At 36.8% G+C, this 23224-nt stretch carries 26 protein-coding genes; 18 read left to right on the top strand and 8 right to left on the bottom strand.

The genetic code is table 11. The features are described 5' to 3' along the window. Positions 1–132 precede the first annotated feature (132 nt). A complete protein-coding gene (locus ACG9ZL_RS15195) occupies positions 133–798 on the top strand; it encodes an RluA family pseudouridine synthase (RefSeq protein ID WP_336954310.1) in 666 nt (221 codons plus the stop codon). Positions 799–856: 58 nt separating this feature from the next. On the opposite strand, the gene ACG9ZL_RS15200 is transcribed toward ACG9ZL_RS15195, so the two are convergent. Both ACG9ZL_RS15200 and trhA read right to left on the bottom strand, forming a co-directional pair. Beyond that, a complete protein-coding gene (locus ACG9ZL_RS15200; protein WP_419360628.1) occupies positions 857–2167 on the bottom strand; it encodes an MFS transporter in 1311 nt (436 codons plus the stop codon). A 137-nt stretch (positions 2168–2304) separates the two neighbouring features. Next, positions 2305–2949: a PAQR family membrane homeostasis protein TrhA gene (gene trhA, locus ACG9ZL_RS15205; protein ID WP_151957606.1), complete on the bottom strand. Its 645-nt coding sequence runs from the start codon at positions 2947–2949 to the stop codon at positions 2305–2307. A gap of 101 nt (positions 2950–3050) precedes the next feature. Between trhA and ACG9ZL_RS15210 the strand changes: the two genes are divergently transcribed. After that, positions 3051–4301, top strand: coding sequence for a class I SAM-dependent methyltransferase (locus tag ACG9ZL_RS15210; protein ID WP_419360629.1), 1251 nt, complete (start codon positions 3051–3053; stop codon positions 4299–4301). Positions 4302–4366: 65 nt separating this feature from the next. Here the strand turns inward: ACG9ZL_RS15210 and ACG9ZL_RS15215 are convergent, their stop codons facing one another. Beyond that, positions 4367–5053 (bottom strand): hypothetical protein, encoded by a 687-nt coding sequence (locus ACG9ZL_RS15215; protein WP_419360631.1) that lies wholly within the window; start codon positions 5051–5053, stop codon positions 4367–4369. Between the two features lie 114 nt (positions 5054–5167). Here ACG9ZL_RS15215 and ACG9ZL_RS15220 point away from each other — a divergent pair, with 114 nt between their 5' ends. The 5 genes from ACG9ZL_RS15220 to ACG9ZL_RS15240 all read left to right on the top strand — a co-directional run bounded on the left by ACG9ZL_RS15220 (position 5168) and on the right by ACG9ZL_RS15240 (position 8365). Further along, complete coding sequence (locus ACG9ZL_RS15220; protein ID WP_419360633.1) at positions 5168–5599, top strand: GNAT family N-acetyltransferase; 432 nt, start codon at positions 5168–5170, stop codon at positions 5597–5599. A 63-nt stretch (positions 5600–5662) separates the two neighbouring features. After that, positions 5663–6571, top strand: coding sequence for a pyridoxal-phosphate dependent enzyme (locus tag ACG9ZL_RS15225; protein WP_419360635.1), 909 nt, complete (start codon positions 5663–5665; stop codon positions 6569–6571). A gap of 76 nt (positions 6572–6647) precedes the next feature. Continuing rightward, complete coding sequence (locus ACG9ZL_RS15230; RefSeq protein ID WP_419360636.1) at positions 6648–7307, top strand: HAD family hydrolase; 660 nt, start codon at positions 6648–6650, stop codon at positions 7305–7307. After that, on the top strand, positions 7304–7987 hold the full coding sequence (locus tag ACG9ZL_RS15235; protein WP_336954319.1) for a hypothetical protein: 684 nt from the start codon (positions 7304–7306) through the stop codon (positions 7985–7987). Before ACG9ZL_RS15230 ends, ACG9ZL_RS15235 begins: the two co-directional genes overlap by 4 nt. Next, complete coding sequence (locus tag ACG9ZL_RS15240; RefSeq protein WP_336954320.1) at positions 7988–8365, top strand: hypothetical protein; 378 nt, start codon at positions 7988–7990, stop codon at positions 8363–8365. It abuts the gene before it with no gap. 19 nt (positions 8366–8384) lie between these two features. Here the strand turns inward: ACG9ZL_RS15240 and ACG9ZL_RS15245 are convergent, their stop codons facing one another. Next, positions 8385–9248 carry a patatin-like phospholipase family protein gene (locus ACG9ZL_RS15245; RefSeq protein WP_419360683.1) on the bottom strand — a complete coding sequence of 288 codons (864 nt, stop codon included), beginning with the start codon at positions 9246–9248 and terminating at the stop codon, positions 8385–8387. Positions 9249–9255: 7 nt separating this feature from the next. After that, the gene (locus ACG9ZL_RS15250) at positions 9256–9522 is read right to left on the bottom strand and encodes a hypothetical protein (RefSeq protein ID WP_419360638.1); all 267 of its coding nucleotides are present in this window, start codon (positions 9520–9522) and stop codon (positions 9256–9258) included. A 426-nt stretch (positions 9523–9948) separates the two neighbouring features. Here ACG9ZL_RS15250 and ACG9ZL_RS15255 point away from each other — a divergent pair, with 426 nt between their 5' ends. The 9 genes from ACG9ZL_RS15255 (at position 9949) to ACG9ZL_RS15295 (ending at position 17880) form a co-directional block, all read left to right on the top strand. After that, a complete protein-coding gene (locus ACG9ZL_RS15255; protein WP_419360640.1) occupies positions 9949–12585 on the top strand; it encodes a type VI secretion system Vgr family protein in 2637 nt (878 codons plus the stop codon). 1 nt (position 12586) lies between these two features. Continuing rightward, positions 12587–13135, top strand: a complete 549-nt coding sequence (locus ACG9ZL_RS15260; RefSeq protein WP_419328365.1) for a DUF4123 domain-containing protein — start codon at positions 12587–12589, stop codon at positions 13133–13135. Further along, positions 13135–13740: a hypothetical protein gene (locus ACG9ZL_RS15265; protein ID WP_419360642.1), complete on the top strand. Its 606-nt coding sequence runs from the start codon at positions 13135–13137 to the stop codon at positions 13738–13740. Before ACG9ZL_RS15260 ends, ACG9ZL_RS15265 begins: the two co-directional genes overlap by 1 nt. A gap of 1 nt (position 13741) precedes the next feature. Further along, on the top strand, positions 13742–14578 hold the full coding sequence (locus tag ACG9ZL_RS15270; RefSeq protein ID WP_419360644.1) for a hypothetical protein: 837 nt from the start codon (positions 13742–13744) through the stop codon (positions 14576–14578). 376 nt (positions 14579–14954) lie between these two features. Then, entirely contained in the window at positions 14955–15188 is a 234-nt protein-coding gene (locus ACG9ZL_RS15275) for a hypothetical protein (protein WP_419360646.1), read from the top strand. A gap of 7 nt (positions 15189–15195) precedes the next feature. After that, entirely contained in the window at positions 15196–15879 is a 684-nt protein-coding gene (locus ACG9ZL_RS15280) for a hypothetical protein (RefSeq protein WP_419360684.1), read from the top strand. 174 nt (positions 15880–16053) lie between these two features. Next, the gene (locus ACG9ZL_RS15285) at positions 16054–16725 is read left to right on the top strand and encodes a hypothetical protein (protein WP_419360648.1); all 672 of its coding nucleotides are present in this window, start codon (positions 16054–16056) and stop codon (positions 16723–16725) included. A gap of 30 nt (positions 16726–16755) precedes the next feature. Beyond that, positions 16756–17382, top strand: coding sequence for a hypothetical protein (locus tag ACG9ZL_RS15290; protein ID WP_419360650.1), 627 nt, complete (start codon positions 16756–16758; stop codon positions 17380–17382). 138 nt (positions 17383–17520) lie between these two features. Further along, positions 17521–17880 (top strand): SseB family protein, encoded by a 360-nt coding sequence (locus ACG9ZL_RS15295; protein ID WP_224964275.1) that lies wholly within the window; start codon positions 17521–17523, stop codon positions 17878–17880. Here ACG9ZL_RS15295 and ACG9ZL_RS15300 read toward each other — a convergent pair. Together ACG9ZL_RS15300 and ACG9ZL_RS15305 are read right to left on the bottom strand one after the other, a co-directional pair. After that, on the bottom strand, positions 17877–18812 hold the full coding sequence (locus ACG9ZL_RS15300) for a tRNA dihydrouridine synthase (RefSeq protein ID WP_419360653.1): 936 nt from the start codon (positions 18810–18812) through the stop codon (positions 17877–17879). The genes ACG9ZL_RS15295 and ACG9ZL_RS15300 overlap by 4 nt on opposite strands. Before the next feature lie 612 nt (positions 18813–19424). After that, the gene (locus tag ACG9ZL_RS15305; protein ID WP_336954330.1) at positions 19425–20234 is read right to left on the bottom strand and encodes a cytochrome C assembly family protein; all 810 of its coding nucleotides are present in this window, start codon (positions 20232–20234) and stop codon (positions 19425–19427) included. A 144-nt stretch (positions 20235–20378) separates the two neighbouring features. On the opposite strand from ACG9ZL_RS15305, the gene ffh reads away from it, so the two are divergent. Continuing rightward, entirely contained in the window at positions 20379–21785 is a 1407-nt protein-coding gene (gene ffh, locus ACG9ZL_RS15310) for a signal recognition particle protein (RefSeq protein ID WP_004817818.1), read from the top strand. A 136-nt stretch (positions 21786–21921) separates the two neighbouring features. After that, positions 21922–22515, top strand: a complete 594-nt coding sequence (locus tag ACG9ZL_RS15315; protein WP_419360655.1) for an RBBP9/YdeN family alpha/beta hydrolase — start codon at positions 21922–21924, stop codon at positions 22513–22515. 23 nt (positions 22516–22538) lie between these two features. Here ACG9ZL_RS15315 and ACG9ZL_RS15320 read toward each other — a convergent pair whose 3' ends face one another. Beyond that, positions 22539–23210, bottom strand: coding sequence for a toxin-antitoxin system YwqK family antitoxin (locus ACG9ZL_RS15320; protein ID WP_419360657.1), 672 nt, complete (start codon positions 23208–23210; stop codon positions 22539–22541). Positions 23211–23224 lie beyond the last annotated feature (14 nt).

A 23224-nucleotide genomic window follows, 5' to 3' on the forward strand; every position in this document is an offset into this window, starting at 1 on the left:
GTGACTTAAAAACTTCAATATTCTCGTGTATTGGAGTTTTTTTGATTGCGGAAAATAATAAAGCATGTACATGCTTGACAGCTTTTTAGTCTATTGCTATTTTTCGGCAATTCTTCTCAATATACGATCCACATGCCGATTGATGATGGCTTTGTTTATCAGCCTCCTTTAGATCCACTTGACATTATTTTTGAAGATAATGACTTTGTTGCCATCAATAAACCCGCAGGGTTACTTTCAGTTCCGGGGCGTTTGCCTGAACATCATGACAGCGCTTATTTTCGAGTATTGGCAATATATCCAAATGCCAAAATTACCCATCGTTTGGATATGGCAACCTCGGGCATTCTGTTGTTCGCCAAACATCGTGATGCGGAAGTTGCAGCAAGTAAAATGTTTCAAGCGAGAACTGTTAAAAAAAATTATATTGCTTTGGTGCAAGGGCAAATCAATAGCAATGGTCGTGTGGATGTGCCTTTGATTACCGATTGGGAAAATCGTCCACGCCAGATCGTGCATTTTGAGTTAGGCAAACCCGCTCAAACTTTATTTGAATCTGTAAGCTATGATGCTGAAAAGGATGTAAGTCGAGTGCTACTTACACCGATTACAGGACGTTCTCATCAATTACGGGTGCATATGCAACATATTGGGCATCCGATTATGCGCGATAAGCTTTACCATCCTACGCCGTTTAACACTGATTTAGCGCGTATGGCATTACATGCAAGCTATTTGTCTTTTATGCAGCCTTTTAATAATCTACTGGTTGAGATTGTATCTGAGCCTGAGTTTTAGCATTTCGCTAAATCAAAAAAGCCTGCAAAATTGCAGGCTTTGATCATTGAGAGGGTGATTAAACTTGGTTGTTAACATCATCATGTTTTGTTTCACGAATGGCCAAGAATGCTAACAGTGAAAGAATGGATGCTGCTGTCAAGTAGTAACCCACCGCTTGTAAGCCATATTTGGTTGCAAGTTCAGTTGCGATCAGAGGTGCAAAAGATGCGCCCAGAATACCTGCCAAGTTAAAGGTTAATGCAGAGCCTGTATAACGTACAGAAATCGGGAAAATTTCAGACAAGACCGTACCAATTGGACCGTATGTCATTCCCATCAATGCTAAACCTATACATAAGAACAAGAACACAATCACGGTACTGCCAGACTCAAGCATACTGGCAAATACTAAACCAAAAAGTGCAGAGGCGATACATACCCCAATAGAGGTTGCCTTACGCCCAAACTTCTCAGCAAATACAGCAGAAAGCGGAATAAACGCAGCAAAACATAGTGTTGCGACCAGTTGCATCTCTAAGAATTCTGCACGTGAGTAACCCAGTTGTTTGGTTCCCCAGTTGAGTGCAAATACTGTTGTGAGATAGAACACCACGAATGTACACACAGCAGCAATTGTGCCGAGGAAGAGCATTTTATAATGTTTGGTCACAACTTCTTTAAATGGAACATTAACTTCTTTTTGTTTGTCTAATACTTTTTGGAACGCTGGGGTTTCATGCAATTTTAAGCGAATATATAAACCCACAATCACCAATGCAGCACTTGCAAGGAATGGAATACGCCAGCCCCATTGCATAAAGTCTGCTTCAGACATCAATGCGCCAAGACCAAGGAATGAACCCGTTGCCAAGATAAAACCGATCGGTGCGCCCAGTTGTGGGAACATCCCATACCAAGCACGTTTGCCTTCAGGTGCATTTTCGGTTGCAAGCAGGACTGCGCCAGACCATTCACCACCAAGACCTAAGCCTTGACCTAAACGACAAAGTGCAAGTAATAGCGGTGCAACGATACCAATCTGTGCATAGGTTGGAAGTAGACCAATACACACTGTTGAAACACCCATGGTCAATAAAGCCGCGACGAGGGTTGCTTTACGACCAATACGATCACCTAAGTGACCAAAGATTGCTGCGCCAATAGGGCGGGCAATAAATGCGATGGCAAATGTTGCGAGTGATTGAATTGTTGCCGTCATCGGATCTGTACTTGCAGGGAAGAACAGATGCGGAAAAATGAGGACTGCAGCAGTTGCATAGATATAAAAATCGAAGAATTCGATTGTTGTACCCACAAGACTTGCGAAAAGCACACGAGTCTTTGAATTTGTTTGAATTTCTGGAGTAGCAGTAGATAATGACGCCATGGTGAACCTTACACTTTTAAAAGTAAAACGAGTCTTTAAAGCGTAATCTTTTTAAAAAAGGCGTAATTTCTTAAAAAAACAACGAGATCAACCCAAATTCACTCCATCAGGGTCACTGAATTTTGAGTGTCTATGAATTAAATGACGTAAAGATAGATTGCAAGGAAATGTGATCCTGCACCGACCAAAACAAATATATGCCAAATAGCATGAGTGTATCTTACTCTTTTTAAGGCATAAAACAATGCGCCTATTGTATATGCTAAACCACCAATGACCAATAATTTTAATGCTTCTGGTTTTAAATACTGTTGCATATCATCCATTACAAGCACGGCAAGCCAACCCATGACCAAATAAGCAATCAGTGAAATTTTTTCAAAACGATGAATGAATATTAACTTGAATAGTGTTCCAATGGCCGCGATGACCCAAAGTGCAATCAATAAATAATGTGCTTTTGCTGTTGGGATGGCAATTGCCAAAAAGGGCGTATAGGTTCCCGCAATTAAATAATAAATCGCGGTATGATCCAGCTTTTTATACCACTGGCGTTTTTTTTCGTCGACAGAAAAATGATAAATCGCTGAACTGGAAAACAGTAGAATCATACTTAGACCATAGACAAGCAATCCAAAAAATTGCCATCCATGTAGATAGTTGCCTTTAATCAGCATCAAAACAGTCGCTATCGCAGCCAAAATCGCACCAAATGCATGACTCAATGCATTAATACGTTCTTCTTGTGGTGCATAGATGTGAATCAATTTATCTGTCGACATTGGACCTTATTATCCTAAAAATACAATTGTATAGTAATGGAGTTTTACCTTTAAAGTAAGACGTCTTAAAATAGGTAACTTAATTAATACGAGTTTTGATTATGTCCAATGTGGCAAGCTTATCTGTTCAGGAACAACAATTTTTTGATAGCGTACAGCAAGCTATTGATAATCAAAGCTTAGATCGTTTGATTTTAAGTCAGTATAAAGGAGAATTGGTTGATTTAGAGAAAATGACCTTTCGCGTCATTCAGCTACAGAATGAAACAGTTCTAAGCTGTCTATATCGTTATAAAACCAATGATATTACTAAAAACTATCCACTTCCCCATGCGTTAACGACAATTCAGGGGCTGGCTGAGGATTGTAAACAAGCCAATTTATTTACCGATGAGGCTGAAACGCAGCTGAAGAAAAATAAAAAGAAAGCCTTGCTGACCATCAGTAAAAATAAGCTGGATAAAACCGCTAAAAACCAACAACAAGGGCATGATCGTACAAAACATCGTTTTGTCGACCAAGAAAGCTATTTTCTCCAACCGCTCGGCATTACCGATGCCAATGCACAAATTATTCCAAGCATGGCACGTAAGTGGAAGCAGATTAACAAATTTGTTGAAATCTTTTCAGGTGCTTTAGTGCATATTCAACAGTCAGAGACTTTAGTGCATGATGGAAAAACCAAAGAGCAGGCTTTAAAAATTGTCGATTTTGGTTCAGGAAAAGGCTATTTAACGTTTGCTTTATATGATTATTTGGCAAAACAACATCAAACCCCATTTGTAACGGGTGTTGAGCTGAATGACAAAATGGTGAAATTTTGCCAAGAGGTTGCGCAAAAGTCCGATTTTAATCAATTGGATTTTTTCCAAGGTGATGTGAGAACGTATCATCCATCCCATTTGGATATTATGATCGCCTTACATGCGTGTGATGTTGCAACAGATTTTGCGATACATACAGGTATCCGTTTAAACGCTCAAATGATTATGTGTGCACCATGTTGCCATAAAGAATTACGCCCACAATTGAACAGTCCGCAAGTGCTACAACCAATGTTGCAATTCGGTATTCATGCAGGACAACAAGCTGAAATGCTGACAGATACCATGCGAGCTCTGTTGCTGAAAGCGTATGGTTATGAAACCAAAGTCTTTGAATTTGTGGCATTAGAACATACCAGTAAAAACAAAATGATTTTGGCAACCAAGCGTAAAGATTTCACTGCACCTGATCAAACAGTCTTAGATCAAATTCGTGCTTTAAAAGAGATGTATGGGATTCAAAAGCAATCCTTAGAATTATTATTGAATGATCAGTGGGACCAGCAAGACATTGGCGCTAAGTGCTAGCGCGTTGTGAGGAGAGAAAGCAGGTTTAACTGCTTTCTCTCTTGGTACTATTTAGATAAATTATTTTATTGCTGATTCATTTCATCAAGCTCAGCTTCGCTTGAGCCCGTGGTTTTTTGAGAAATAGTATCTGGAAAATATTGTGGATCATCCATTTCTGGAATCAATTGTTCACCCATTTTATGAATCAAGATATTGGTTTTTAATGTTTCTGTTGGGGCTTTAACCAGTAGTTCTGTCAGAAAGTCTGTTGCTTTAGCTGCAAATTGCGCATCACTTTCTTTGCTAGCACGTTCAGGCATTTGGACATTGTCTAAATTAAGCACAGGGACTTTACAGGTTAACGGTACTTGAAAACTTTGACTATTTTCAATAATTTTACCATCCTGTTTACAGCTTTGATATGCAACACTTTGAGCTTTCATTTGGCGTTCAAATGCTGGCGCGACAATTTTAAAATCGTTGGCATTAAATTGTTCTTTGAGTATTTCCTTCATCTTTTCAGATGCAGTGGCTTGTTTTTCGCCACTTTCATCGCGGTTTTTTTTAGCTTCAGCCTCTGAGATACCTGCAATTGCGGCACTCATTTTTAAATTAAGCTGATCTTGATTTGGGTCTTGAGAAAATAAGCCAATCATGCTTTTTGAGATAATGTTCACACGATCTAGCTCGGATGTTTTTGCATAAATACTTTGAGTCGTCAGTAAAATTGCGCTATAAATAAATACTTTAAATTTATGATTTAGAAACATAATTATTCTACAAGTTTAGTTAAGTTGGTGAAAGTGAACGCATTGTCACTGTGCATTACATTAGCATAATTGCAAGAATGAAGGATCAATTTCTCAACCATTAGGATTTAAATAATGAGTCAATTTGTCATTCAATCTGGGCCGTGGAGCCAGCTTCAACATGATGCGAAATTGATTCGAAGCATGGTTTTTATCGAAGAACAAAACATCAGTGAAGCAGATGAATGGGATGAGCAGGATGCCATTTCATTGCATTTTGTTGTATATGCGCAAGATCAAGCCATTGCTACAGCGCGGTTATTGGAAAATAACAGTATTGGTCGAGTTGCTGTGTTGCAACAATATCGAGGTGAGGGGATTGGTAAACTGCTCATGCAACATATTATTCAAGTTGCAAAACAGCAAAATAGAGCATTTCTTCAATTATCTGCTCAAGTCTATGCAACGCACTTCTATGAAAACTTAGGCTTTCAGGTACAAGGTGAAGAATATTTAGATTGTGAGATTCCACATATCGATATGGGGTTAAGTTTAAAAAATGAATGAATTGTAATAAACCAACATTGAAATAAGCCAAGATTGAAATAAACCAAGAGAATCGATTTGCCCATGCTCAGTATAAAAACCCCGTTAATACAATCTTTAGTTTTAAGCCAACTGAATCAATGTCAGGTGTGGTTAAAAATGGAAGCCTTACAACTGTCGGCATCATTTAAACAACGAAGTATTAGCCATGCCTGTCAGAAATATTTTGAACAAGGTGCCCAGCGTTTTATCAGTTCATCGGGTGGCAATGCAGGCTTAGCTGTTGCTTATACAGGTCGACAACTGGGTGTTCCAGTGACCGTCGTTGTTCCTGAAACCACAGCACAACGTGCGAGAGAATTAATTGCCCAGCAAGGGGCAGAGGTTATTGTACATGGCGCTTCATGGACTGAAGCCAATGCTTTAGCGCAGTCCTTATTAACACAGCATGATGTATTTATTCATCCTTTTGATCATCCACTGTTATGGGAAGGCATTATCCCGATGATTGATGAAGTCATTGCAGAAGGGGTTACTCCAGATGCAGTGGTCTTATCTGTGGGTGGCGGAAGTTTACTTTCAGGTGTTGCAGCAGGATTAAAGAAACATGGTTTAGCCCATATTCCAATTTATGCGGTTGAAACCCAAGGTACAGCATCCTTACATGCTTCGATTGTCGCTAAGCAACATGTTGAATTGGATCAAGTGAGTGGTATAGCAACAACACTTGCAGCAAAAAAAGTTTGTCAAAATGCATTTGAAGTGGGCCAAGAACTTGAAGTTCGTAGTTTGGTAGTTTCAGATCAAGACACTGTAGATGCTTGTTTAAAATTTGTGGATGATCATCGTATTTTGGTTGAGCCGGCATGTGGTGCAACGTTATCAGTGCTTTATGATCAGACGATTCAATTTAAACCCGCTGATCAGGTCTTGGTGATTGTATGTGGTGGCGCAGGGATTACCCTAGAAACACTACAAGCATTCAATGGATAGATCGGATTGAATAGATAATCAATGATTATAATCTATTGATCCTTTAGCAAGTCTTTTCGATTTAGAGGATGGTGAGATGATTCAAGTTATACTTTTTGATTTAGATCAAACCTTACTTGATCGCACCTCTTCCCTAAAGGCTTTTTTAAATTGGCAGGTAAATTTCTTTGAGCTGGTTGAGATACAACAGAAACCACAATTTATTCGGCGCTTTATGGAGCTGGATAACAATGGTTCTGTATGGAAAGATCAGGTGTATGCTCAACTTATTCAAGAGTTTCAAATATCTAACTATTCAACACAAGCGCTATTAGAGAATTATATTCTAGACTTTAATAAATTTTGTCGAAGCTTTAGCGATGTTGATCTGGTTATTTATAGCTTATTTAAGGCAAATTTTTCTCTTGGATTAATTTCTAATGGAAAGACACCTTTTCAGGAAGATAATTTCAAAGCCTTAGGTTTAAGTGAGTATTTTTCGAGTGTGATTGTGTCAGAAGCTGTTGGACTGCGAAAGCCTCATCCAGAAATTTTCCAATTGGCATGTCAGCAGCTCGGTGTTATTCCTCAGCACTGCGTTTTTGTTGGCGATCATGAGATAGCAGACATTCGCGGTGCAAAAGCGTTGGGTATGAAAACGATCTTATTTGATCCTCAACAAAAAGAAACATCGACACAGGCCGATCATCGTGTAAAGTCTTTTCAAGACATACTTAGTATTTTAAAAATAAAATGAAAAGATTATATAAGCACGGCATGGTAAAGTTTCAGGTTTTATTTTTATTTGGAGTTGTATCTCAATTCAGTGTATTTGCACAAGCCGAAACAGATAAACAACAACCGTTAGCCTATGAGTTGCAGGTAGAAACAAAGCCAAAAACTTATGATCCAGCGACACAGTCACGGATTCGGGTCTATCGAAAGGGTGCGACAAAAACTTTAATTCAACATTCATTTGATTGTGCAGGAAGAAAAGCTGGGATACGGGATTACTTAAGTGGAAATGGTGCATTATCTGCGCTAAAAGCGTATGCCAGAATCACCTTTAATATCGAAGAAGGGATGCCTCGTAGTGCGATTCAGAAAGAAGCTGAAAGCAATGCTATGCGAACTTACCAACTGATTTCTTATAAAGAGTTTATTTTAAATGCAGACCAACCTGTGAATTTATATGGTTTTGTATTTGGAGCGACTGATTCATCTCGGACAAAAGCACAAGTTTTTGATCAATGTGTGGATGCTGTTGCTTCGTTCAGACCACAGGCTGGACACGATTATGAAATTTTAGGTAAATATCAAAATAACCAATGCCAATTTCAAGTATTTGATCTCAAAACCAATGATCAAATCCCTATTTCTGACAAACTTTATACTTGCCCTGAAAAGTCATGGAAGTTTTGGAAAAAGGATCAGTAAATGAAAAGTGCAATACTCGGTATTTTTTTGATGATGGGTCTTATTGTGCCCAATTTGACCTGGGCATCTTATCTCAATAAATGTCTCTTAACGGTTAAAGTCTTAGAAGAAACCTCAACCATGACGATGGCAATCAATGGGCCACAAGGTGAGTTTGAAAAAAGTAAATTGACGATGTATATCAAAATATTAAAAGCTGAAAAGAATGGAAGAGCTGACAGTGGATGTCAATCACTGGTCAATCAACGCATGCGGATTACGATTGAACAGCCACCTTTGATCAGTTTAGTCAAAGGGCAAGTTGTACAAGTAGAAAGCATCACTCAGGATGCTTTTCCACAAGAAAGATATGTCACGCAATACAAGCTAAAAAACTAATTTGTGGGGAACTTCGCTTTTAGCCTTTGTGTGTGTTGCTCCAGTCTTCTATAGCTTTTTGTCCGCTTTCTAAGCCAACTTCATAGGTATATTGCAATTTGCGTTTATCTTTACATAAACGGCCTGCTAACTTTTTATTGTCAGGTGGGCAGATTTCCAAAATTCTTTGTTGAGTATTTTGGCGGATAAAATCGACTGTTTGGTTATAACGAGTACAACGGTTTTTCAGACTATCTGCAAAGCCAGTATGTTGATTAAGCAAATATTTTGCAAAGAATTGATCTGCTTTACTGCTCGCTTTAAAGTAATTTTGTGTACGCGTACGAATCACCAAGAGATTTTGAATATTTGCTTGTTGCGCTGCCCATTGAACAGGGAGGGCATCTGCGACACCACCATCAAAATAAGGCTCTCCAAAGATTTCTACAGCCTGTCGTGTTAGATAGGGAATAGAACTAGAAGCACGTAAGCCATCAATAATATTGTCTTTCCCAGCACGTAAATATTCAGGATAACCTGTACGAGCATGAGTCAAAACCATATAAAAGTCAGGATTTTGACTAAATAATGCCTGTTGATCTAGAGGATTCTCTTTCTCGACAATATTCCACATCCACTGCATATCCAGTAAATCCCCACCTTTAAAAAAGCGAGCATAACGAATAAATTCAGGTCGAAGTGAGTGGTCTAAATAGAGTTCGATATTGCGACCTTGTTGTCGAGCAAGGTAATTGGCGAGGTTTGTTGAACCAGAAGACACCCCAACAAAAAGATCAAAAGGGTTAAAATTTTGTTGTAGGAAAGCATCAAGTACACCGCAGGTAAAAGCCCCACGCATACCACCACCTTCTACGACAAGCGCATTACGTGAATCATTGATCATAGATTGTTTAGTTTGCATGTTCTGGCTGAGCTGAGTTGTGTGGCATGTTTTTCATTTCATCATTCGACATTTGCTGCGTGTCATGTGGAGGTGCTGTACCGGTATGCTCAGTCTGAGGCGTCGCTATCTGCTTATTTTGCTGACTCGGCATATAATCTGGTTCATTGGTTACAGCCATATAGAAGAATACAAGGAATAGACAGCTAAAGATTGTTGCGAAAATCACGGCTTTAGATTTCCACAACGGTTTTCTGGGAGACTTAACATCGTTCATAGGAAAATTCCTAAAAGAATGAAATGTGTAGCTATTTTATAACATAAAGCAGTAGTAAAGTTGGCATTGCTATAAAAGACATAAATTAAATGAGGCGTATGTATATAAACACAACATGGATTGATCAGCATATGAATACATATCAGACATAACAAGCAGGCTGAGATTAAAATTGAAATCAAGCATATAAACAAGATTATTTTGAACTTGATTTTAGGTGTTTGTGGAAATAAATAATGTTGATTTATTAGAAATATGTGAATATTTAAACTGCAATTTTAGTAAGATTATTTATTTAATTTTTCAACAATTAATCAAAAAATCTATTTGAATTTAAGTATTTTTAGTAAAGAAATTGTTTTTTTAAATAGAAAAATTTTAGAATTAATTTATAATAGAGGCAATTAAAATGAATAAATTATTAAAATGAACAGCTTAGTAAATAGCATTTATAAAATATTGGATCAGCTTGGACTAAACGCACAAAAACGAGCCTTGCATATCCAATTTAGCAATCCTGATTTGACTGCTCAAGTCTTCTTACAACGCATCGATGGACAACATGGTCTAAACCAAGGTGTGTCTATTGAACTGATTTGCCTTGCCACTTCGGCTGTGATTCCACTTAAACAATTTATCGGTAGCCAAGTGGCGATTGACCAAGTCACAGATCATGGACAACTGTTTCGTAGTACAGGGGTGATTACTGAAGCCGCACAAGGGCAAAGTGATGGCGCACTCACGCTATATAAACTCAAACTCGAAGATGCCACTTCACTGTGGCATAAACGCCGTAATAGCCGAGTGTTTATGAACAAGTCGGTTGTGCAAGTGATAGAAACGCTGTTTAAAGAATGGCAAGATAAAAGCCCACTCTTTGCATCGAGTCTAAGCCTTGATAAAAGTGGACTGAAAAAAGATTACGATATCCGCCCATTCATTATGCAGAGTAACGAAAGTGACTATGCATTTTTAACCCGCTTGATGCGCAGTGAAGGGATCAACTGGCTGATTGATGAGGCGCAATTGATTGTGCCTAGTTCTGCGACTCAAATTCAACCACAAAAACTGCGTTTAGTGGATGACAACAGCGAATACAAAGCGCTAGAACGAAGAAAAATTCGTTTCCATCGTAGCAGTGCCACAGAACAACAAGACAGCATCACCAGCTTTATCGGGCAACGTAGCTTACAACCCACTGCTGTTCACGTACAACGCTGGCAAGCAGATGTGTTAGAGCAAGAAGAAGGTGCAGGCAGTGTCCAAAGCAAACACCAACACAGTCAAAATCAAAACAATGCCAGTCTCGGTTTAGAACAGGCTTGGCATATTAGCCCAGCATGGATTCAAGACCTGAATGGTGAAGATCAAGCAACCGCTTCAAATAACAATCAGATTGAAAAGATTAACCAAAACCTGAGCCATTATTACGATGCTCAATCCAAACAATTTATAGCCAATTCCACTGTACGCGATGCACAAGTGGGGTATTGGTTTGAGCTAAACGAACACCCAGAAATAGACCAACACAGTGGCTCAGACAAAGAATTTCTGATTACGTCAAAGACATTCTATAACCAGAACAACTTACCCAAAGAACTGAATGAGCAAATCAATCGCTTGCTCCAACAGAGCAATTGGGTCAATTCAAATGTAGACTCAAACAACCCAGAACGCCAAGCCAATCAATTGGTACTACAACGCCGTAATATCACCACTGTTCCTGAATACCACCCACTACAACATCGTCCAAGTACCCATCCACAACGTGCCAAAGTGGTTGGGCCAAGTGGAGAGGAAATTCATGTCGATGAATGGGGACGTATTAAAGTTCGCTTCCTATTTACCCGTAATGAAGATCACAGTCACGATGGTGGTGCAGGGAGCAATGACAACGACACCGATTCCGCTTGGGTGGATGTACTGACCCCGTGGGCAGGTGAAGGCTATGGTGCGCGGTTCTTACCGAGGATTGGTGAGATTGTCGTGATAGATTTCTTTGATGGCAATATCGATCGACCATTTGTGGTGGGGCGTATCCATGAAGCGCAACGAAATCCAACTAAATTTGATGACAAAGGCCAATTGCCTGATACCAAAAAACTAGCAGGGATCAAAAGTCGAGAAGTTAAAGGCAGTGGCTATGGCCAGCTTAGATTTGACGATACCACAGACCAAATCAGCAGCCAGCTACAAAGCAGTCACGGTGCGAGTCAACTCAATCTCGGTAATCTGAGCCATCCTAAAGAAACGGATACGAGTGAAGGACGAGGCGAAGGCTTTGAACTAAGAACAGACCAATGGGGTGCAGTACGTGCCGGACAGGGTCTATTGCTGAGTACCCATGCTCAAGATTCAGCTTCAGGTAATCATCTTGATGCAACGGCCGCGAAAAGTCAGTTAGAAAGTAGTCTAAATAATTCCAAGGCCCTAAGTGAAGTTGCCAAGAATCAGCAAACTGATCCACTGGATGTATTGGAAAATCTCAAGCAATTTCTTGATCAAATCGAAAAAGGTGAAAAAGACAAAGCGGATGCATTTAAACAAGCTTTGATTATTTTAGCTGCACCGAATTCAATCGCATTGGCAAGTAATGAAGACTTACATCTTTCTGCGGATAAACAAATCAGTTATACCGCAGGTGACAGTATCAACCTGAGTACGCAAAAGAATTTAGTTGCACATGCACAATCAAAGATCAGTCTTTTTGCGGCACAAGAAGGTGCAAGACTTTTTGCTGGGAAAGGTAAGGTTGAGATCCAAGCACAAGGCGATGGTGCGGATTTGATTGCACGTAAAGGTATTCAAATTATTTCGACTGAAGAGATGATTGAGCTCAAGAGTCTCAAAGAAATTATTATCACATCTGGTGGCTCTCAATTAAAAATTAATGGTTCAGGTGTATTTGTGACCACGGCTGCTAAGTTCGAAGTGAAGGCAGGGCAACATAGTTTTATTGGTGGAGCAAAAGTCGATTATTCACTTCCATCATTCTATGAAAATATCTGTAAGCCTTGTTTGTTGGATGCAGCAAAGTTTGGAATGGCATTTGTTGATAAATAAAATGAAAAGAAAAATTGTTCCATTTAAAAATATAAAAAGTTGTATCGAAGATGATCGACATGATTTGAACATGTATTTAATCTTGGATGCGGCGCAAGTTTCAGATCAAACTTTGCACTTTATCAATACATGGCGAAATGACGCAAGGTTAGAGTTTTATTCATTATTTTCAGGTACAACGGAGGGCAATGCACCTTTTGAAGTTGCCCCTGTACTTGTCTTAATCACTGATTTAGAGGCGCTCGAAGAAGATGGATTTAGCTTTATTCATCAAACATGGAAAGACGAACAGGCTTTAAATCTGGTATTCAGTTCATTGGATTTGGCTCAGTTTGTTAAAAAAATGAAACGCTATCTCACAGTAGAATTTCCTGATGGTACACAAAAATTATTTAGATGGTTTGATCCAAGAATTGTTAAAAAAATTCATAAAATACTGACAGATCAACAAGAAGATGAGTTTTTTGAGGGTATTACAAAATGGATCATTTCAATTCGAAATTATCAGGATGTAGATTCTAATCAATTAATGGTATTGGAGAATGCATAATGTTCATACTCAGCCAAGAAAAAATATATGAATTAGATGTTGAGCAAAATAAAGAATTTTTATATGACCTTGTCTATGAAATTATAAAAGAAAACCCAGCCCTTAAACTGAATGGGCAATTTGATCAGCTATTAGAACCTGTCCAAAGCCTGATCAATCTATATGTTGAAAAAGGCATCAATCAAATTTATACACTCAAATATATGGTGAAGAGCCATGTTTATTTGGGAATAGATTATGCAAATGATCCGCAATATCTTTGGCTCCAAAATGAAATGCAGCATAACAATATTGCGGAGCAAGTATCTTATGTAGATGCTTTTTATACACTTTTGGAAAGCTATAAAAGTGTAGTTTTAGGACATGATTTTAAATTTGTTTTAAAAGCAATTGAGCAGTTAAATCAGAGTCTTAGCTATTCTAATCTTCAAGAAAATCTTTCAATTATTTATCCAGAAAAAATAGAGTTTTTAAAACAAAAAGATTTATTGGGTTCACTTCAAGAAAATTATTCCAATGATATCCAATCATATAAAGAGTATGTATTGGGAAAAGAATTTCATCATAACGTTTTTATAAAAAATTTGATTAATTTGGCGATTTAAGATGGGTGTTGGTGGTGCAAGTCCTACAGCGGGTGCTTCATGTGCAACGTGTTTAAGGAAGTTTACGGTTCATTTTCGGAGACCTTATAATCTTGGACGAGCAACAAAGAGATATAACGGTGAATTCGGTTTTGATTGGCTAAGAGATGAATATATTTATCCAATACAAAAGATTGATGAAAATAGAAAAATTGTATTAGTTGATGACAGTAATAAAGCGATTCAAAAATTAAAAAAAATATACACAGAGAATATGGTGAAAATAGCACCATGGGGAAAGGAATATATACCAGCATACTTGGCAATATTTGCCACAAATGTGAAAGATAAAAATGCAAGTACATCAATTAATAAAAATGGAGCATTGCTCTATTTAGAAATTCATCAAGTTGCTGGAGATGATGAGATTCCTTTACAAGATGATGGTACAAAAATAATATTTGAAACAAATGAAAAATGTATAAAAATATCTACATCAACTGGTAATGAAAAAAGTAATCGTTTGGAGTTAGCACTTTCAAATTTTTTAAAGAGCCGACAGAGCGTTGATTTAGTAAATAATAAAAGGTCGTATTATGATAACCAAGGCTCAATCCGAATAATTTGTGATGGGGCTACAACAAAGGGAGCATTAGTTACAGTTAAAGCAAAAAAAAGTACAGCGATAGAGGTTGTTGGGCAGTTGTATATATTTCCAAATGATAAAGTGCCAATAGCTAAAATATGCTTTGTTGATGTTAGTTTTAATCAAAATAAAGTTCAACGGCCTACAGGTACAGGATTGGAATATAGTTTAAAATATGAATCTTTTAATCAAGCACTTATACACCTAAAATAGTAAGAGATACAATTTTTAATATAAAGGACATGTTGGATAAAAATAAAAAATGGGACTTGGAAGGATTTTATAATAAATATTATGTAAATCAAACGAAAAACAGTTTAGGTAATAGTATAATTAGCAATACTTTAGATGATGAATTTAAGCACGATTTAATCTTTTTATTTCAGAAATATGCAAAAGTTAATGGTTTAATAAATTCTGATTCTAATGATGTTACATATGTTTTTTTTACAAATACACAATGTTAATATACCAAAAATGGTCAAACTTTTAATAGAAAAGGTAGTTCTATTTTTGCACCTGAAGCAGGATCTAATAGGAAAAAGTATGGGGGAACTCAGTTGTTATTTATCATCATGGAGCAACTGAATTGGAGACTGTCGTCCATGAAATAGTTCATAGCTTTGGGTTATCCCATGTATTTCAAAATGAGAAAGATATACCATATTGTTTTCATAAAGGTTTTACCGATAATTTTATGGATTATGAGGATACTGATGAAGATCCACCTAAAAAATCGCTTTATAAAGGTAATCAAATAGCTTTATTTAGGCATCAATGGTTACTTATGCGTAACGATAGAAGCTTAGATTACAATGGATAAAGATATTATGAAATTTTTGATTTTATTAGTAGTAATTTTAAGTCTGTCTGCTTGCTCATTTGACTCAAATAAGGATAATTGTAGTTTAAAAAATAGTGAAAATATAAAAAATGAAAATGGCTATGATGTTCGAGTAGCTAGAGATATATCATCATTTGTTGAAAATAATAAAATTTATTTAAATTATGATCAAAATGAAATTATTAAAAGATATTTTGAGTTAAATAGTCAATATTTAGTATTGAAAGTTCTAGATAGTCTTTCTCCTGAAGTAGGTTTTAGTGATGGTACTGTTAATAATAATGTGAAGAAGAATTTTGATTACATTTCCCGTCTTTCAGCTAATAGTAATTTAAAGGGTAATCATATGTTTTTTAGTAGTGATAACTATGTTTCTTATAGTGAGCAATTAGAAGAAGAAATTGTATCTATGGTTAAAGATCAGATTTATGTGGTAAGTGGTGATAAAGTGGGTGGGGTAGATTTGAATAGTAAAGTTAGTACTTTTATAAAAAAACTAAAATGTAGTAATTCAAATGAGCCTGAAGTAGAAGAATGGAATGTAAATGATATGCACATTGTTTTGGAAGCTGATGGAAAACAAATTAAAAATAGGAAATATAATAGTTTGAATTTTTTTATTTATTTTACAAAGAAAACGGATAAAAAATATGAGACATCAATATATTAGTTTTCTATATGTTTCCTGTTTAAGCTATCTTGGAATCTGAACCTGAATGGTTTGTAGGGAAAGGTCAAGTCAATAGTTTTTCTTATACTGTATACTATACAAAAATGACAGATAAAAATTATGAAAAATCATTATATTATTAAATTTAAAACTGTATACCTGATATGTTTTTCTATGACATCCTATAGCTTTGGTAGTAGTATTGAAGATCATACAAATTATTATATTTTTAAAAATAATAGTGAACGTCTAATCGCCCCAGAAGTGGATTTTAGTAAAAATGCCCCAGTGAATCAGCTTAAATTGGAAGCAATTTCTATTGGTTTTTATAAAATTAAAAATGAAATTTTAAAATCAGGATACATTGAGCATAAGGAAAATGCTCCCTTGAGTAAGAAACGTTATGAAATTGGACCAAATTTATATGGTATAAATAAGATCTTCTTTTTTGGTCGTGGTGATGAGCTACCTGAAATCTCATCTGCAATATATTCAACTGGAGATAATCTTAAGTCTCAACGTAAAATAGTTATCTATTTAGGTCATGATTATGATGAAGTTACTGGAAGATATAAGAAAATAAATTTGGATCCAGAAGTTCCAATGATCTTTACAAATATTTTAGGATTGAATGAAAAAGATTTAATGGATGTTTACGAAAAACTATTGCATGAGCACATAACAGATATTGAGAATACAGTACATAAGTATGGAGAATTCTTAGTCACCAATAGAATTAAAGTTTCAGGTCTTTGGTTTGAGTTTAATACTGATCAAACGAATAACTATACTGCCTTTTATATTTATAAGAGTAATGGTGTACCAAAAGTAAATGCTAGTAATTAATACATTAGTCAATAACGAAAAAAGGTTGGAATGAAAAAAATATTTTTAGTACTACTTTTTGTTTCTCTTGTATTTTATGTTTCTAAGAATAAATCTGATATTCATTTTGAGAGTATGGAGGTAAGTGAAAATAGAGTAAATGACCCATGCGCTAATGCGGATTGTACGCCTAGAAGCTTGTCTACGCCATACCATAGCGTTGCACACCAAGATAGGAAACGAATAGATAATGTTTTATTTAAAAATTTGGTTGATGGCTTATTTTATAAAAAAATCATAAGTGAATATAACTACAATAAAGTAAATTTTAATGACAATGCGAATCCTTTGATTTTTGAAATTGGAAGTTCTATTTTAATTATTGGTCCTGAGGAAAATGGTTTTGGTGTTAAAACGATTGAATATAGGTTTGATGATTGTAATAAAATTTCAGATCTAGATAAGAATAATGTTAAATCTATTTTGAGCTTAATTGGATTTGATGGTAATTATGATAATTTCTATAAATTTAACAGGAATAAAGATGAAATAATTGTTAATAACTATAATTATAAAAGATTTAGTTTAGAAGTGAATTGTGATCCAATTAATAATTCTGGTCAATTTAATATATATATAGTAAATAAAAGAATGAGTGTGAACTTTAAAATTTTTTAAGATGAAAATTATGAAAAATCATTGTTTTATTAAATTTGAAATTCGAGGCTTAAGGATATCCAATTGAGCACTCAGATCAATTCCATATCTACCGTGAATAAGCTATATTAATGGCACCAAAAATAGACAATCAACAACATGCAAAATTTACAACAACTCTTTATTAACACCCAAGAAAACTACGAATTGATCCCTGATTTTATCGATCTGCTTTTAGCATCGGATATTTATTGTTTGGGAACACAAGATCAGCATAAAAAAATTCAATTCCGTATTCTAGAAACACCCGAAGGTGATCAAGCAATACCATTCTTCATAGAGCTAGAAACCATTCAAAATGATATTGGAGTCGATGCCCAATATATCACTTTAAATACACGGCAGTTTTTTGAAATGACTCAGGGGGCAACATTGGTATTGAATCCAACTTCTGAATTATCAAAAGAATTTCAACCTGAAGAAATTAAAGCAATTTTAGAGATTGATGAAGCAATTTAAAAATGTGCAGGATTCAATTTCTCCAGCACTTCATCAATTTTTTTCAACCGTTTGATTTCATCCCATAAGGCTTTGGCTTCGGGGTAATGCTTAGACATCATCCCAATCCATTGTTTATAACGGCCGACCATGTTCAGCTCTTTTTTATATGGACCATTTAAAAAACGAATTTGTAAATTTAATAGTTCAGACCAAGTGATAAGTGGTTCATCTGTATTTTTACGAATACATTGTGTGAGATCTGGTGTAGTCACAGCACCACGACCAATCATCAAATCTTGGCAACCTGATTCAAGTTGGCATTGCTTCGCATCAGCATTGGTCCAGATTTCACCATTGGCAATCACATTGATCTTGAGTGCTTCACGAATCGGCTGTAGCTGATCCCAAAATGCTGGAGGGGTGTACCCATCAGCTTTGGTCCGAGCATGGACAGTGACCCAAGCTGCGCCAGCATCTTCAATGGCATGCGCATTTTCAAGGGTAAAATTTCGGTCCATATAACCTAAACGCATTTTTGCAGATACAGGAATATGTTTGGGTACTGCATCACGTACAGCCTTGACCAACTCATGTACAACCTCAGGCTCATCGAGAAGTACTGAACCGCCTCTATGACGGTTTACTGTTTTAGCAGGACAACCAAAATTCATATCGATTACAGGAGCACCTAATTCAGCAGCGCGTACCGCATTGGCTGCGAGCATTTCAGGATTATTTCCTAAAAACTGAACATGTACTGGTGTGCCAGCAGCTGTTTTGCCTTGATTGTTTAGTTCTGGACAATAGCTATGGTAAACATGGTCAGGTAAGACCGAATCCGTTACACGGATAAACTCAGTCACGCACCAGTCAAAGCTACCGACATGTGTGAGAACGTCACGCATGATAGGGTCGGTTAAGCCTTCCATTGGGGCGAGTATAAGTTTCACAATTGTTACCTGATGAGATGAAAACAGCGTTATACGCATTTTTGTAGGAGATGTCTACTGATGCAAATATATTCTAGATCATTGCTAAATGGAGTGTTATTGAAAAGTTGATCCATAAATTTTCATTATCGAAACCTCTATATAAAGTCGAGTTTTTTGCTGTGTATACATGTTTTTAGAACCTAAATGTGATTCACAATCCTTCTCATTGGCTAAACTATGAAATCCTTTGCCATATTTAACGATCACCCTTTGAGGGTAGAAACACAAGATCTCGGTTTCAATGTTTTGCCCAATGTAAAATTTGTTCGTTAATTCATCCAATCACTTAAATATTTAGAGATCGATTGATTCCAAAAATTTAAAAACTTACCATTTTCAATGGGAATAATTTCGTCTAAAACGTCAGAAAAACTTCTTTCAGCTAAGAGAAAATGCGCTTGTTCTATGTTTAAATTTGTATTGGATGCTGAGTTAAGCTGTCACCAGAATTGATCTAAGGCAGTAATATTCCAGATCTAACTCATATAAAACAATTTCTTCTGCTTCTGTATTAATATACTTATAGTAAGAATACAAAATACTGCCCATTTTTGTTCAGTGCTGCGTTTATCAACGATGCAAAATCATTTCCAAAACAAATTTAGAACCAATAAAGCCAACTGCCAATAAAAAGAATCCAATCATGGTAAAGCGAATGGCTTTCTGACCACGCCAGCCAAACTTATAGTGACCAATTAACAACGCACCGTAAACAAACCAAGACACAATACTAAACACAGTCTTATGTGCTAGGTGCTGTGCAAAGAAGTCATCAATGGTAAAGAAACCAAAAGATAAAGCGACAGTTAATAAAACAAAACCAGTAATGAGCATATCAAAAAGTAAGGATTCCATGGCTTGATATGATGGTAAGAAGTTGACCCAAATACGTTTTTTTTGTTTCTTTTTGAGTTCGCGGTTTTGAAACCAAATCAAAACGGCTTGTATGGTTGCCATGAGTAAAACGGCATAAGCAGATAAAGACAGAATGATATGGATGTCTAAACCGATAGAATGCTGTTCAATAAATTGATCTGGTTTACTAAAACAAAATCCTAAAATCAGACCAAAGGCTGCAACCGGAATGCCAATCAAATTTAGTGAAATAACAGGACGATAGGTACTATAAAGCATACTTAGAACCAACATTAACGCCGAGGTAAAAGACATCAAGTTAAAGACGTCGTAATTAATCCCTAGTGGTGTAAGTATGTCGTTATGCAGTACACTTGCATGTAATATCAGCCCTAAACCTGACATGATGCCAATAAACCATGGGTTTGCGGAACGTTTAGCCATTAAGTGCATGAACAAATACCAAAATGAAGAGGTATAGGCAATTAATGCTAAAATCGTATAAACCAAGGGGAGGCTAATCATGTCAAACCTTTTTCAGGATGATGAATATTCATGTTATAAGATATAAATTCCATGTGAACTACAGTATCCTATAGCATCTTGAGCATAAATTTTCTATTTTAAGAAAGATTTTTTTGCTACTAGCTATTTTAAGCGGATTTTGCAATGTTTGATACCTTAACAGAACGACTCACGCAGAGTCTCAGAAATGTTACTGGCTCTGGGCAGCTAACCGAAGATAATATTAAAGATACCTTACGTGAAGTGCGTATGGCACTTCTTGAAGCCGATGTTGCTTTGCCTGTAACTCGTGAGTTTATTGCGAAAGTTAAGGAAGAAGCATTGGGTCAAGAAGTCATGACTCAGCTTTCACCAGGTCAAGCTTTCGTTAAAATTGTGTATGACGAACTCACCAAAATGATGGGTGAGGCAAACGAAAGTCTAGACTTAGCTGCAAAACCTCCTGTTGTGATTCTTCTCGCAGGTTTACAAGGTGCCGGTAAAACCACGACAGCTGCAAAACTTGGACGTTTCTTAAAAGAGCGTCAAAAGAAAAAAGTGGCGATGGTTTCTGCCGATGTTTACCGTCCAGCTGCGATCAAGCAACTGCAAACAGTTGCTGCTGAAGTGGGTGTTGATTTTATTGAATCGGATGCTTCTGAAGATCCGATTAAAATTGCACAACGTGCAATTGGTCAAGCCAAAATTAACTTTAATGATGTTTTGATTGTCGATACGGCAGGTCGTTTGCATGTTGATGATGACATGATGGATGAAATTAAAGCATTACACGCCGCAATTGGCCCAACCGAAACCCTATTTGTCGTTGATGCAATGACAGGTCAGGATGCGGCAAATACTGCCAAAGCCTTTAATGATGCATTACCATTAACGGGTGTTATCCTCACCAAAACCGATGGTGATGCACGTGGTGGTGCGGCGCTTTCGGTACGTGCAATTACTGGTAAGCCAATTAAATTTTTAGGTATGGGTGAAAAACTCGATGCCTTAGAGCCATTCCATCCTGAGCGTGTTGCACAACGTATCTTAGGTATGGGTGACGTACTTTCTTTAGTCGAAGAAGTTGAACGTAAAATCGACAAAGAAAAAGCCGAAAAAATGGCGAAAAAATTGCAAAAGGGTGGGAGCTTCAACTTTGAAGACATGCTGATGCAATTTGAACAAATGAATAAAATGGGCGGTATGATGGGCTTCTTGGATAAGTTGCCTGGCATGAGCAATTCAGGCATTCAAGATGCGATTGCGCAAGCAAATCCTGAAAAGCAAGTGAAAAAGATGGAAGCGATTATTCAATCGATGACCATCAAAGAACGTCGTAATCCAGACTTAATGAATCCGAGCCGTAAAAAGCGTATCGCAGCAGGCTGTGGTATGGATGTGGTTGAAGTCAATAAACTGATCAAACAACATGCGCAAATGGCGAAAATGATGAAGAAATTTGCCAATCCATCGGGTATGGCAAAAATGATGCGCTCATTGGGCGGGATGCAAAAACAGTTTGGCGGTGGTGGCGGTATGGGACCATTGTTTGGTAATAACGATAAAAAATAAGCCTCATTTATTTTATAAAAAGCGCCTTCGGGCGCTTTTTTGTTAAATAAAAATAACATACTTTTATTGGTTGTTTAGATATTCTAAGCACATTATTTGAATATGATTTAAACAATAATTGATAAGTAGTCTATTTATGAAAAAAGTATTTATCGTACACAGTTATAAAGACTCCCCTGAACAGCATTGGTATCCTTGGTTGAAGCAGCAAGTATTGGCTATAGGGCATACATGTGAAATTATTCATCTAGAACATGCAGAACAACCTCGCTATGAGGTGTGGAAGCATAATATTACTCAGCAAATTAAGTCACTCAATGAAGATACCATCATTGTGGCACATGGCTTAGGTGGTATTGCCACTCTGGATTTCCTTTCAAGTGAAATATTGGGGCGAAAATTAGGTGCTTTGTTTTTAGTAGCAGGATTTAGTAAAAATTTATCCGTTGTACCTGAACTTAATTCATTTTTACAACAAGCCGAGGTTGACGATGCATTGTTAAGAATGAATATTCTCAATCGTTTTGTCTTTTTCTCCAACAATGATCCTTTTGTTCCAGCACCGATCAGTATTCAACAGGGTTATTCTCTGAATTCACAAATGATTGAAGTGAAAGATGCTGGGCATTTTATGGCAGCTGAGGGATATACTCGCTTAAACGTACTTTGGGAAAAGTTAGCGGTTTTATTACAACCTGAATCTCAATCTCGCACTCAAGTCGTATACTAGATTTATCTCGATTTGCTTTTGTTTTATTGATTTAGTTTTTGATAAAGCTCGTCAAGAATCTCCTGAGCGCGTTGCTCATCTTGAATCAAATTGCCTTGTTGATCCCAAACTTTACTGTCTAGAATCGAATAATCTTCACTTGGGCTTAATTTTAGTTCTGCTGCAGGTTTGCCATCTTCATACCATACCTTTTGAACGATGGGCTGAGCATCAAGATGTTCTTCCTGTAGCCCAAGTTGACCATTTGAATAGTACGTTTCAGTTTTTCCAACTAATCTCTGGTCTTGGCTGGTCGATTTAAAGCTGACTTTTCCATTTTCAAAATAGCCCACAACTTCACCATCGACATATTTACTATCAAAGCTATTTAAGCCTTGAGGGGCTTTAATCCAAAAGGGATCAGATTGTTTTTTACGACTATTTTGATAGAAGTCCTGAACTAAGAAACGGCCATCTTTATCACGACCTAATAATTTTCTGAAATATCCATTTTCTACGGGTGTGAGTGAATAACCCTGATCCATGATTAAACCGCAGTCACAGGCTTCTTCACCTGCATCTGGAGCAAAGTAAGCAATAACGGGTTCAGTTGTTGCCATGGTTGTTGAAGATGAGTGCGTAGTTTGTAAACTGGTACACCCCACCATTGTGAAGCTCATTAAACAGGCACTAAGCAGTAAGGGTATCGTTTTCATAATGATTGCTCTTT

It is taken from the genome of Acinetobacter legionensis, assembly GCF_048551735.1.
In the GTDB taxonomy this organism is placed as follows: Bacteria; Pseudomonadota; Gammaproteobacteria; order Pseudomonadales; family Moraxellaceae; genus Acinetobacter.

Coding starts and splice junctions, on each gene's coding strand:
- ACG9ZL_RS15195 (WP_336954310.1), top strand. CDS start 133: ATGCCGATTGATGATGGCTTTGTTTATCAGCCTCCTTTAGATCCACTT.
- ACG9ZL_RS15200 (WP_419360628.1), bottom strand. CDS start 2,167: ATGGCGTCATTATCTACTGCTACTCCAGAAATTCAAACAAATTCAAAG.
- trhA (WP_151957606.1), bottom strand. CDS start 2,949: ATGTCGACAGATAAATTGATTCACATCTATGCACCACAAGAAGAACGT.
- ACG9ZL_RS15210 (WP_419360629.1), top strand. CDS start 3,051: ATGTCCAATGTGGCAAGCTTATCTGTTCAGGAACAACAATTTTTTGAT.
- ACG9ZL_RS15215 (WP_419360631.1), bottom strand. CDS start 5,053: ATGTTTCTAAATCATAAATTTAAAGTATTTATTTATAGCGCAATTTTA.
- ACG9ZL_RS15220 (WP_419360633.1), top strand. CDS start 5,168: ATGAGTCAATTTGTCATTCAATCTGGGCCGTGGAGCCAGCTTCAACAT.
- ACG9ZL_RS15225 (WP_419360635.1), top strand. CDS start 5,663: ATGCTCAGTATAAAAACCCCGTTAATACAATCTTTAGTTTTAAGCCAA.
- ACG9ZL_RS15230 (WP_419360636.1), top strand. CDS start 6,648: ATGATTCAAGTTATACTTTTTGATTTAGATCAAACCTTACTTGATCGC.
- ACG9ZL_RS15235 (WP_336954319.1), top strand. CDS start 7,304: ATGAAAAGATTATATAAGCACGGCATGGTAAAGTTTCAGGTTTTATTT.
- ACG9ZL_RS15240 (WP_336954320.1), top strand. CDS start 7,988: ATGAAAAGTGCAATACTCGGTATTTTTTTGATGATGGGTCTTATTGTG.
- ACG9ZL_RS15245 (WP_419360683.1), bottom strand. CDS start 9,248: ATGATCAATGATTCACGTAATGCGCTTGTCGTAGAAGGTGGTGGTATG.
- ACG9ZL_RS15250 (WP_419360638.1), bottom strand. CDS start 9,522: ATGAACGATGTTAAGTCTCCCAGAAAACCGTTGTGGAAATCTAAAGCC.
- ACG9ZL_RS15255 (WP_419360640.1), top strand. CDS start 9,949: ATGAACAGCTTAGTAAATAGCATTTATAAAATATTGGATCAGCTTGGA.
- ACG9ZL_RS15260 (WP_419328365.1), top strand. CDS start 12,587: ATGAAAAGAAAAATTGTTCCATTTAAAAATATAAAAAGTTGTATCGAA.
- ACG9ZL_RS15265 (WP_419360642.1), top strand. CDS start 13,135: ATGTTCATACTCAGCCAAGAAAAAATATATGAATTAGATGTTGAGCAA.
- ACG9ZL_RS15270 (WP_419360644.1), top strand. CDS start 13,742: ATGGGTGTTGGTGGTGCAAGTCCTACAGCGGGTGCTTCATGTGCAACG.
- ACG9ZL_RS15280 (WP_419360684.1), top strand. CDS start 15,196: ATGAAATTTTTGATTTTATTAGTAGTAATTTTAAGTCTGTCTGCTTGC.
- ACG9ZL_RS15285 (WP_419360648.1), top strand. CDS start 16,054: ATGACATCCTATAGCTTTGGTAGTAGTATTGAAGATCATACAAATTAT.
- ACG9ZL_RS15290 (WP_419360650.1), top strand. CDS start 16,756: ATGAAAAAAATATTTTTAGTACTACTTTTTGTTTCTCTTGTATTTTAT.
- ACG9ZL_RS15295 (WP_224964275.1), top strand. CDS start 17,521: ATGCAAAATTTACAACAACTCTTTATTAACACCCAAGAAAACTACGAA.
- ACG9ZL_RS15305 (WP_336954330.1), bottom strand. CDS start 20,234: ATGATTAGCCTCCCCTTGGTTTATACGATTTTAGCATTAATTGCCTAT.
- ffh (WP_004817818.1), top strand. CDS start 20,379: ATGTTTGATACCTTAACAGAACGACTCACGCAGAGTCTCAGAAATGTT.
- ACG9ZL_RS15315 (WP_419360655.1), top strand. CDS start 21,922: ATGAAAAAAGTATTTATCGTACACAGTTATAAAGACTCCCCTGAACAG.
- ACG9ZL_RS15320 (WP_419360657.1), bottom strand. CDS start 23,210: ATGAAAACGATACCCTTACTGCTTAGTGCCTGTTTAATGAGCTTCACA.